Genomic DNA, 11,951 nt, shown 5'->3' with positions numbered 1-11,951 from the left:
TCGCCGGAGGTCAGTTCGCCGGCGTCGACCCACTGCTGACGGGTCTCGCTCCAGTAGGGGTGGTGGTAGGTGGAGGTGACCTTCGCCTGGTTATCGGCCGGGGGGCCGCGGGGGCTGGTGTCGTCGGTGAGGGTGAGGTCGGTGAAGTCCTTGTCGTCGGGGGTGGTGATGGTGGCGGTCACCGGCTCGGAGTGGGTCTCGCCGCTCTGGGGGTCGGTCGCCATGACGACGTCACCCTCTTGGATCTCCTCGATCGGCTTGAGAGTGCCGTCCCCCATCAGCACCCGGGTGCCGGTCGGGAAGCTGTTCAGGCAGCTTCCGCCGACCGATTCCTCTTGTTTGGCTGCGATTTTGGAATCGGTTCCTGGGGTATCTGGCGCTGATTCCTTTGCCGCTTTCTCTTCTGCCGCCCTGGCTGCAGCTTTTTCTGCTGCTCTGGCTTCCGCCGCGGCCGTCGTGGCGCCAACGTACGCGGCTTCGGCTTCCCTGGCCGCGCGTTCGCCGGAACGGATGGCGCTGTAGACCTTCTCGATCTCCTTGTAGATCTTGAAGGCTTGGATTCCGGCCTTGACTGCCTTGGCGATCTTGCCCCAGGGCACCACATTGAGGGCCGTGCCAATGCAGGCCATCACGTCGCCCTTGGTGAAGCAGTCGCGGGCGTCGTTGAAACCGATCAGGTCGCCGACGATGTCGACCACCTTGTGCACGAGTTCGTCGCGCTTGCGCTTGCTGTCGTTGAGGTTCTTGTGCGCGGCATCGAGAGCTTGGCCCGCGGCTCGCTCATCCTTCGTCGGCTGTGAGATGTTATCCACCGTGGGTGGCGACCAGGCAGCTGAAGTGATGAAGGACTTGCCGTGGCCGTCGTCCCTGACATCCGCCAGACTCTTGCACTCCTCCGGAGTGTCACAGGTCGGCCTCAGACCGTTGGCGTCCGACTTGTTGATCGGGCTGTTGTTGGCGTACGCGTAGGCGTTCCACTGCTGGGGGTCACCGGCGTCCACGATCGGGTCGGGGCTGATGAAGCGGCCCGTCTTGGGGTCGTACTCGCGGGCACCGAGGAGGGTGAAGCCGGTGGACTTCTCCTTGGTGCCGCCGACGAAGCCCTTGTCTCCAGCCCAGACGCCCGCCGTCGGCTGGGTGCCGCGCTCGTTGCCGAACGGGTCCGTGGGACGCCGGACGTGGGCGAGCGTCCCCGGGTCGAACTGGACGCCGTTGGTGCCGTGCGGATCCGCGCCCTGGTACGCCAGCTTGGACGCGCCGTTGGTCGTCGTACGCGTGACGGAGAGGCCGTTGGGCGCCCCGTAGGTGCGGACGTTGGTGACGACGTTGGCGTTGTTGGTGGTGTCCAGGGTGATCTGGTCCGCGCCCAGGTTGAGCGTGGTCTTGCCGGCCTCGCGACGGATCAGCTGGTTGCCCGACACGTCGTACAGGTAGCTGGTCGCACCGCTCTGGCCGGTACCGGTGATCTGGTCGAGCTTGCCCTGGGCGTTCCAGGTCAGTGACTTGGTGCCCGGGGTGTCGGTGATCGAGGTGGTGTTGCCCGCCGCGTCATAGGTGTACGAGGTCACCGCGGTGCCGGCCGGGCCGGTCTGGGTGGACTTCATCAGCGCGTGCGGACCGCCCGTGCCGCCGCCCGTCTTCGGGTCGGAGGAGGGGGTGTTGGCACCGGAGCCGAAGGTCTGGGCGGTGGTGACGTCCTTGGCGGCGTTGCCGGTGACGTCCTTCTGGACCAGCTTCGTGCGGTTGCCGATGAGGTCGTACTCGTACTGCTGCCAGTACGGAGCCGGGCCACCGACGCTCGGCTTGCCGCCGCTCACCGACGGACCGTCGGTGTTGGTGCAGGCACCGACGCCGGGGACGCTCGGCTGCGGCCTGGTGGTCTGGGTGCCGGTGTCGGTCCAGGCCTGGGTGAGCCTCCCGAGGTAGTCGTGGGTGAAGCACTGCAGGTCGGCGACCTGGCCGTCCTGCGCGTCGCGGGCCGAGGTGACCTGGCCCAGCGGGTTGTAGGTGTAGTCGACGGAGTCGACGTGGGCGGTCTCGGCGGTCTGCTTGTCCAGGGTCGAACGCGTCACCCGGCCGGTGGCGTCGTCGATCAGCATCGTGGCGACCACCTGCTTACCCGCACCACCCATCGTGGTGCGGTAGGGCCGGCCGTAAGCGTCGTACCGGACATCGGCCACAAAGACGTTCTTGGCGAATCCGATGCTGCTGCTGAGTCCTCCGAACTGACCGACGATGTCAGTCGCGAAAGTCAGCTTCTCCCGACCCATGCCGGCCACCGCCGGCAGGGTCGTGGAGGTCAGGCGGCCTGCGTCGTCGTAGGTGTTGTCGGTCTGGTAGACGCCGGCGAGGCCCTTCTCCACGGCCGGGATGGTGGTCTTGGTACCGAGTTCGCGGTATCCGATGTCGTAGCCAGTGATCTCCGACGTGTAGGCGTCTCCGGCCGCCCCACCCACGAAGCGGGTCGAGGTGGTCGGCTTGCCGTTGACAAGAGTGTCGTAGGTCCAAGCGGCGACCTGTTTCGTCGGGTCGATCGCGGTGCCCTCGTAGGCCGCGACGTTGCGGCCCAGCAGGTCAGCGACGCTGGTAGCACTCTTGCCGCGGGAGTCGGTGACCGTGACGAGGTTCTTGCTGTCGTCGTACGTCGTCGTGCCGGTGCCCGAGTCCGGGTCGGTGGACTTCACCGGGCGGCCCAGCAGGTCGTACTCGTACGTCCACTGATTGCCGGCCGCGTCCTTACGCCAGGCCTCCTTGCCCTGCGGCGTGTAGCCGTAAGTGGTCTCGTCGTACGCACCGGTCGGAGTGTTGGCCTTGTACTGACGCAGCGCGACGGTGTTGCCACGCGCGTCCGACACGGTCGCGGAGGCGTAGCCGCCGGCCGGCGGGGTGGTGCGGACTTCGTCGGCACCGGGGTAGTCGGTATGGCTGCGCCACTGCTCGACACCGTATGACTGGAAGACCGAGTCGGTCACCCGGCCCGCGCCGTCGTACGTCTGGACGGTCTGGGACGGGATCTTCCCGTCCGGGTTCACTCCGCCGTTCGGCAGGAAGAGCTGACCGCTGGGCTGCGCCTGGTCGTTGTAGTAGGCGGCACTCGTCTTGATCTGCCAGCCGTGCGAGTCGAACAGCGCGTCGGTGATCATACGGCCGGGGGCACCCGACGGGGTGCTGGCCTGGGTCTGGCGGATCCGGCCGAGGCCGTCGTAGATGGTGAAGCTGGAGGTGTACGTCTCCAGGTCCCCCATCAGCGCCTGGCTGAGGACCTGCGAGGGCGCTTTGGCGCCGTTGACCGAGTAGGAGAACTTTCGATTGGGGAAGTCCGGATAGGTCGCCCGTTCATGGCCGGGGCTCCAGCTGGCCGAAGCTCGGCCCAGGGAGTCGAACTCCTGCTCGCTGATCCGGCCGTTCTCGTCCTTGATCTTGAGTGCCGAGCCACGGCCCACGTCCAGGGTGCTGATGGTCTGCCAGCCCATCGGATTGGTGTGGGTGATCTGGGTCGGCAGCTGCCCGGTGACCGGCGAGTAGGCGGTCCTGGTCTCGGCACCGGTCGGGTGGGTGGCGTCGGTACGGGTCGGGTCGACGGTGCTGACGACCCGACCGTAGTCGTCGAAGCTCACCCGGGCGGTGGCCCGGTAGACCGGCTTGCCCGCCGCGTCGTAGCGCTCCAGGACCTCGGTCGAGGTCTGCTCGGCCTTGGTCCCGACCTTGCCGAGCGCCTGGCCGTCGAAGTAGGACCGGGTGTCGGCGACCGTGTTGTCCTTGGTCGGCGTCTGGCCGCAGGCGCCCTTCAGGACCAGGGTGCGCGAGGCCAGCTGCGTCGGCACGTCGCCGGGGCCGGTGGCGTACTCGAAGGAGGTGCAGAGCAGTTGCTCGGGGTGGGCGATGTCGCCGTTGTCGTAGACCGCCAGCGGGCGGGTGAACGGCGTCGAGTCGTACGTGGTGGAGCGCTCGCTGGTGCGCCAGGCACCGCTTGCCAGCTTCTGGCGGGTGGTCACCTTCTGGGCGTTGACGGCCCGGGCGGTGATCTCCGGCATGCCGCCGGACTGGGCCCGGGTGGCCGTGATCGGACCGAGCCACGGTTCGGAGACCATGGTGGCCAGGACCTCGCCGTTGTCACCGGCGTAGCTGGCGGAGTCGCGGACGAATCCGGCCAGGACGTTCTCGTCCTTGATGGTGCCGCCGTGGACGTCCTTCACGGACACCTGGCGGGCCGTCTTGTCGGCGAGGACGTCACCGTCCATGCCGCGCAGGAAGGTGGCGGTCGACTTGGTGCGGGGCGACTTGACATCACTTCCGCTGCCGGTGCGCGTGGTGACCGTAGCGTAGCCGCGGAACTGGTCCCAGGTACGGGACTTGGCGTCGGCCATCTCGGAGTCGTTGCGGTGCCAGGCCGCGCCGCCGCCGTACTCGTAGTCGGTGACGACCGCGGGCTGATTGCCGGCGACCGCGTCCTGCTGGGTGACCGACTGCACGATGATCTTGTTGAACCAGTCGTTGACCGGGTCCGGCGCGGTCTGTCCGGGCAGGTACCACTTGACCGGCATGCAGGCCATCGTGTTGCCGTCCTCGGACGCGGGCATCTTCCCGCCCGCCTCGCGCGAGCACTCGGCGGGCCGGTACACGATGTTGATCAGGCCACCGGTCTCGGTGGTGATCTTCTGGATGCGCGGACGCTTGTACGGCTCGATCGAGGCCGACGTGCCGTCCGGCTCGACGATCTGACCCGCGACGCGGTTGGCGATCTGCAGCGGCTCGAAGTACACGGCCGGCAGGGTGAGCGGCGTGCGGTTGTTGGTGCCGGTGCGCTGGATCGAGTCTAGCCAGAGCGACGGTGAGGTGCCGTCGCCCGGGTCCTGGAAGGACTGGTTGAGGGCGAAGGAGTCGACCGGGCGGTACTTGGCACCGTCCCAGACCTCGGTGTCGACCTTCGTCAGGCGCTTGGTGGTCCAGAAGGTCGGCGAGTAGACGGTGCAGTCACCGGTCGCCTCGCAGTTCTGGTCGATCGGCGTGTCCGGCCAGCGCTTGGCGTTGTCCTTGTTCCGCAGGGACGGGTCGCAGCTGAAGTCCTCGGTGGACAGGCAGCGCTCCGCGGTGCGGAACCACACCTGGGCGGCCGGGTTGGCCTTGCCCTTGGCGGCGATCTGGTCGGGCAGGCGCTGGCCGTAACCGACCCAGGTCGGGTAGCTCGCCCGCTGGTACTGCGTCCGGGTGCCGTTGCCGTTGTTCTGGCCGCCGCCCCGGGCGTAGTAGTTCTGCTCCTGGTCGTACCGGTAGGTGATCAGGTTCTGGTGCGGGTCGACGATGTAGTCCAGCGACCACTGCCAACCCATCTGGTTCCAGGAGTTGGTGGCCGGCGAGCCCGTCTTCAGGCACGGGTCCTGGCCACCGGGCCAGTAGACCGGCACGGTGGAGACCGAGTTGCTGGCCTGGTCGGTGCCGTCGCCACCGGGCAGGTGGTTGGCGCCGAAGTAGTACTGGGTGCCCTCGGTGGTGGTGATCCGCCAGGCTTCGCCGTTCCAGGCACCGTTGTTCTGGCCGGTCAGCCGCTCGACCTTGGTGCCGTCCTCGCCTTGGAGGTGCCAGTCGCAGGACTTGTCGTCCTTGACCAGCTGGCCCGCATGCCCGGCGAGCGAGAGCTGGAGCAGGTCGCCGCCCCAGCACTGGTCGCCGGACTTGTCGATCCCGGCGTCCTTGCAGCCCTTGTAGCCGCGGACGATCGAGCCCGGGTGCCACTCCCAGCCCTCACCGATCCAGGACGGCTGGGCGTTGGTGGAGGCGGTCTTGCCGTCCACCGCGGAGGAGTCGTAACCGAACGAGACGTCGGGGGCCGGGCCGGCCAGTGCGGAGGGCAGCTCGGCGGTGTAGCCGTAGGTGAAGTTGCCCGCGTTGGCACCAGCCTGCCATGAGGCGGACGGGGTGATCGGTGATGCGCTGAAGTCACCGCTGTTGCCCTTGACGTCCGCCTCGACGGCGAGCGCCACCGTGGGAGAGGCCGCGGCCGGGCTCGCGAAGGCCCCGGAGGCGAAGGACTTGGCGGCCACGGAGGCGGTCGGCTGCGGGACGTCGACCTCGGCCATCAGGCGGCCGGTCGAGTCGTCCCGGTGCGACGCCACCGGGGTGCGGGTGGTGCAGCCGGCGGCTCCCGGAGTCGTCAGGGCGCAGCCGGGAAGTTGGACGATCCGGGCCCGTGACGCCCAGTTGGCGCCGGCGTTCTTCGCCCAGGCCTGGATGTCGATCCCGACCTCGACCCGGCCGGCTCCGGCGCCCGCACCGGTGTCGCTGACACCCACCAGGGCACCGTTCACGCCCGCCGCGTCGGCGCGGGGCCGGTCGGCCAACTCGACCTGGAGAGTTGAGGCCTGAGCGGCGGAGGCGGTGTCCTTGGCCGCCGGGGCGGCGAGGGCGGCGGGCTTCGCGCCGGTCGCCGGTGCGATCCAGACCGGCAGCGAACCGGCCTGGACGGGCGCCGGAACCGACGTCGCGTCAGCAGATCTCGGTGCCAGGGCCGCTCCGGCTCCGGCAGCGCCGAGGACAGCGGTGGCCGTACCGGCCGGCGGGCTGGAGTCGGCCGGCGGCGACCACTTCTTGCCCGGGTCCGGCGTGTGGCCGACGGGCTTGTCATCGGCGCCCTTGACCGGTCGGGCATCCGGCACCGGAGTGTTCGGTGGCACCCACACCTCGGGCGGGGCCGCCGCTTGGGCGACCGCCTCGATCGAAGGAAGTGTCACCACGGACATGGTGACGGCCAGCGCCGCCACCACGGCCACCCGCAGACTTCGCGGTCTGGTGAACAGGCGGACAGAACGGGACAACTGATCCCCCCAAAGATTGCCAAGCCTTGAATCGGACCGGTCGCACCGGCCCAGGCCTCCGGCACCTTAGGGGCACACGACCTACCGAAGGTAGGAAAGAAAGAGAAGCACTCTGTGTGATCAATGTCACGCGGAGAGCAATGCGCCACCACCCCCGACAACTCGGACAGCTTGTCGACAAAACTCTTTGACAGTCGAGCAAATGTGAAGGCAGCGTGCGACCGATCTCTGCTCACATCACCAATCACGAGGGGGTCTACATGGTGAGGTCACATCCTCCATCTCCCGGCCATTCCGGACGACCGACGGGAGTCCGGACATTCCGCGCCGGTCTCCTGCCGCTAGCCTGCACCGCCGTCCTCTCCCTGGGCGCCGGGCTGCTGGCGGTGCCCAGCGCTGCGGTGGCGGCTCCCGCCGACCACCACCACGGCTTGGCCGACGCCTCCTGGCCGGCGCCTCCGGCCAAGGGGCAGCCCGACTCCCGCTCCGCACAGACCGAGGCGGTACGAGCCGCCCGGGCGAAGGCGAAGAGCACCGGGAAGCCTGTCGTGGTCGATGCCATGACCACGGGCGGCAGCCAGACCACGGCCAACCCGGACGGCACGCTGACCACCGACTCCTCCCCCGTGGTGGAGCGGGTCAAGAACGCCGACGGAACCTGGCGCACCGTGGACGCGACGCTGCGGATCAACCCCGACGGCACGGTCGCACCCACTGCCGTGCCCTCCGGACTCACCTTCTCCGGCGGCGGCACCAACCCGCTGGCCACCATGGCCACGGCGGACGGCAAGAAACTGTCGATCAAGGCGCCGTTCACCCTGCCGAAGCCCGAACTCACTGGCAGCAGCGCCCTGTACCGCTCCGTCCTGCCCGACGTCGACCTGGAGCTGAGCGCCACACCCGCCGGCGGCTGGCGCCAGGTCCTGATCGTGCGCACCGCACAGGCGGCGGTCGATCCGAAGATCAAGAAGCTGCACCTCGACACCGTCGCCGACGGACTGACCGTCAAGGCGGACGCCAACGGCAACCTGTCGGCCGAGGACGCTTCCGGCAAAGCCCGCTTCACCGCACCGCCGCCCGTGCTGTGGGATTCCTCCACGACCCCGGCCGCGGAGCCCAAGACCGCGGCCAGATCCGCCGCGGCGCCCGCTGCGGATGGTGCGGCGGAGGCCGCCGGGTCCGACAGCAAGGCTCCCGGGCCCGGCGCCCGGACCGCGCCGATCGCCACCACCGTCAGCGACGGCGGCATCGACCTGGTACCGGACGCCTCGGTCCTCGGGCAGGGCACCGGCCCCTGGTTCATCGACCCGGGCTGGAACCCCAGTGTCGACAACGGCACCCTGGCCTGGGCCCAAGTGCAGGAGGCCTACCCGGACATGATGGAGTACAACGGGACGCAGCTCGGCCAGGACAAGCCGGCGTCCGGATACTGCGGCTACATCAACTCGGCCAACAAGTGCGAGAGGGAAGGCAGGGAGCGCGCCTACTTCCAGGTGGGCCTGAACTCGGCGTTCTGGGGTTCGACCGTCCTCAGCGCCAAGCTCTACGCCACCGTCGCGCAGTCGTCCAGTCCCTCGACCTCCACCCCGATGGGCCTCTACTCGACCAGGACGGACGACGAGAACCCGATCAACGCGGGGACGCGCTGGAACGCCCAACCGTGCCCCGAACCGGGGAAGTGCACCAAGGTCGCCACGACCCAGATCTCCGGCGGCGGCGGCAAGGAGTTCGACGTCTACAGCCAGATGGCCCAGGCAGCCGCCGAAGGCTGGCACAGCTGGACCTTCATGTTCGCCCCCGACGACGAGCGCAACAAGCTCTACCGCCAGCGGTGGGCCAACAACCCGCATGTCGTCGTGACCTACGACCTCAAGCCTCGCATCGGAGACCCGGCGACCAGCCCGACCCCTGGCTTCGCCTGGAACGACTCGCACGACAAGTGCCAGACCGGCGGCACCACGGACCCGAAGGAGGCACCGGGCTGGGTCGGCATCAACACCGACATCAACCTGAGCGTGGACACCTGGTCGCCGACCGGCGAACAGCTCTGGACCGCGTTCAGAATCTGGGACGACAACGACAACTCTCTGAAGATCTACGAGACCGGTTGGGCCGCGAGTTCAGGCCTCAAGAACGTGAGCGTCGGCCCGCTGATCGACGGCCACCAGTACGGCTGGTTCGCCACCACCACCGACGGCACGCTCACGAGCGACAACAGCCCGACGTGCTACCTGCGCATCGACCGCACCCCGCCGACCGCTCGCATCACCTCGACGGACTTCCCCGAGTCGGGCACCCTCGGCGGGCACCCCAAGCCCGTCGGCGAAGACGGCTACTTCACCCTGACCGGCACCGATCCGGCCCCGGCCACCGGCGGCCAGACCTCCGGTCTGGCCTGTGCCCGCTGGACCACCGACCCGATCCAGGCCTCAGCCACCGGCTGGAAGTGCACAGACCGCAGCGACAACATCGTCAAGATGGACGGCGGCAGCTACCAGCTGAAGCATCACGCCACGCACTGGGGTACGAACTTCCTCTACCTGCAGACCCAGGACAACGCCGGCAACATGTCCCAGCCGGTCGCTTACACCTTCTTCGCGCCGAGCAATCCCAATGCCGGCGACCCGATCATGGGAGACATCGACAGCGACCGGAAGGCCGACATCCTGCTGCCGGACGGCACCGGCTCATTGCGCCTCGTCGGTCCCGCCACTGACCCGTACTCCGCGCCGAACACTGTTCAGGCCTCGGCACCCGGAGCAGCGGGCAACAAGGACTGGAGCACCGTCCAGATCTCCCACCGAGGCTCATTCAGCGCTCGGAATGTCGACGACCTGGTCGCCCACGCTCCCGGATCCGCCCACCTCTACCTGTACGTCAACGAAGACGGCACGGGCCGTCTCGACGGTCAGGCGGCAGTCGACCTGAAAAAGAGCGGCATGTGCTTTCTGCCCAGCGGCACATCAATTACCTGTTCCACCTACAAGAACGGTAGCGACTGGTCAGCCGTGACCCAGATCGCGGCATTCGGCTCACCCGCCGGCGACACTCCGAGTGATCCCGGAACCAGCACCGCCGGTCTGCCCTCCTCGTCGTTGCTCTATGTCGAGGACGGTCGACTGTGGCTCGCCCTCCAGAACAGCAGCAAGCTCCTCAACGGCCCCACCATCCTCCTGTCCCAGAACAAGACGTGGAGCGACTACGACCTGATCACTCCCGGGCCGACCAAGGGGACGAGCATCCCGACCGTGTGGACCCGTTCGAAGGTCGACGGCACCATCCACGCCTACCAGCTGGCTCCGGCCCCCGGGGACACCTACGATGCTTCCGCCTTCGCCGACCCTGCCACGGGCAAGATCGCCGATGGAATCGACGCCAGGCTGTACCCGAAGGTCGGCTCCAGCGGCGACGTCACCGGTGACGGCGTTCCGGACCTTTGGGCTGTGGACACCAACAACCAGCTCGTCGTCTGGGCCGGTACCGGCGCCCCGAAGGACAAGGACAACCCCAACAGCGGCCCGACGGTGGCCGGCCTGGAGAGCACTCCGGTCGTGCTCGGCAACCTCAACCACCCCACCGGCAACTGGCTGGCCGCGCCCGACGGCAGCAACACCGTTCGCGACGGACAGAAGCGCGCCGACGGGTGGGCCACGAACGTCGGCTGGGTCGAGGACACCGTGGACGGCCGGAAGACCACCGTGGGCACCTTCTCCTCCGGCGCCGGCTCGAACATCACCATGAGCGGCCCGGTGGTCGACACCCGCAAGAGCTTCACCATCTCCACCTGGGCCAAGGCTGGTTCGGGCCCGGGCGTCGTCGCCAGCCAGGAGACCGGGCACTCCAGCAACTTCCTGCTGTACACCGACGGCGCGGGCAAGAACTGGCACTTCGGCCTCGCGTACACGGACGACGACACCTGGTCGTACGACTTCACCGACACCCAGAACGCCAGCGCCGAGACCCGGCCCGGTGTCTGGACGCGCCTGACGGCCTCGTACAACGCCGACACCGGGGCGATGGCCCTCTACGTAGACGGTGTCCTGGCCGGCACCAAGTTCCACCGGGCCGGCACCAGCCCGGCGTCCTCGGGACCGTTCACCCTGGGCCGGTACAAGTACCAGTCCAAGCCGACCGCGAGCTTCGACGGAAGCATCAGCAGCACCGCCGTGTACCCGTTCGCAGTGGCTCCGACCGCATCGGGTGCCACCAGCGTCGTCCGCTCCGGTGTCGACGCGGGCATGTGCGTCGACGACATCAACGGAAGCAAGGACGACGGCAACCCGATCATGCTGGTGAACTGCAACGGCACCGAGGCCCAGCAGCTCGCTCTCGGGAACGACGGCACCGTCCGGGTCAAGGGCGGCTGCATCGCCACGGTGAACGCCGGCACGGTCGACGGCACGCAGCTGGAGTACCACTCCTGCGACGGCACCACGGCGCAGAAGTGGATCCCGCTCGCGAACGGCGCGCTGTTCCACCCCGCCTCCGGCAAGTGCTTCGAGCTGCCGGGCGGGCCTGCCACCAGCGGCACCCGGCTCCAGATCGCCGGCTGCGGCTACGGGCCCAACCAGCTGTGGGACATCCCGACCCTGCGGACGGCCGTGCTGCCCGCTCCGCCGCGCTCCTGACCTCCAGGTCCTGAGCCCCCGGTCCTGAGTGGCCACCAGGGCCCGCGTCGCCACCCGGCGGCGCGGGCCCTTCGCGTCTGCCGGGCACCCTCCGGGGAGGGATCTCCCCGCCGAACGCGGTGCCCGCGGGTGTTTCCGGGCTGGTCCGACATGCAATGAAATACCGCAAAACGGTCATAGCAGTCGGCGGCGTTGACACCGGATCGGCCAGCTGGTGGGGTTGCGGACGATGTGGTCGTGGCCTGGCGAGGAGGCTCCTGTGCAAGCCCGAGTGTCCGTAGCGGCCGGGCGGCGGCTCAGGTCGCAACTGGAGCAGAGTCCGGCGTTGCGGGAGGTGCTGCAGCACCCCGCGGCGGAGGCGGCGCGGCGGGCCACGGCGCGGACGTGCCGTCAGTTGGCGCCGCGGACGGCGGACCGGCTGATCGCCGATCTCAAGGGCACCGAGCCGCTGTTGGCGTCGGTGCGCGAGGAGCGCGCGGACCGGGCGGACCGGGCCGGGCGGCCGGGGCGG

Annotated in this window: 3 protein-coding genes; 2 read left to right on the top strand and 1 reads right to left on the bottom strand. The window is 68.8% G+C overall.

Annotation, left to right across the window (positions count from 1 at the left end; translation table 11 throughout):
- The coding region (locus AE652_RS22880; protein ID WP_159028528.1) for an RHS repeat-associated core domain-containing protein at positions 1–6,812 on the bottom strand (6,812 nt) is incomplete at its 3' end.
- Positions 6,813–7,198: 386 nt separating this feature from the next.
- Between AE652_RS22880 and AE652_RS22875 the strand changes: the two genes are divergently transcribed.
- Together AE652_RS22875 and AE652_RS48420 are read left to right on the top strand one after the other, a co-directional pair.
- Positions 7,199–11,440: a LamG-like jellyroll fold domain-containing protein gene (locus AE652_RS22875; RefSeq protein ID WP_159028527.1), complete on the top strand. Its 4,242-nt coding sequence runs from the start codon at positions 7,199–7,201 to the stop codon at positions 11,438–11,440.
- 325 nt (positions 11,441–11,765) lie between these two features.
- On the top strand, positions 11,766–11,951 hold a 186-nt coding region (locus tag AE652_RS48420; RefSeq protein WP_234348491.1), incomplete at its 3' end, for a hypothetical protein.

Origin of the sequence: Kitasatospora sp. MY 5-36 (assembly GCF_001182915.1) — a bacterium.
Lineage (GTDB): Bacteria > Actinomycetota > Actinomycetes > Streptomycetales > Streptomycetaceae > Kitasatospora.
This window is presented reverse-complemented; position numbering and strand designations above follow the sequence as displayed.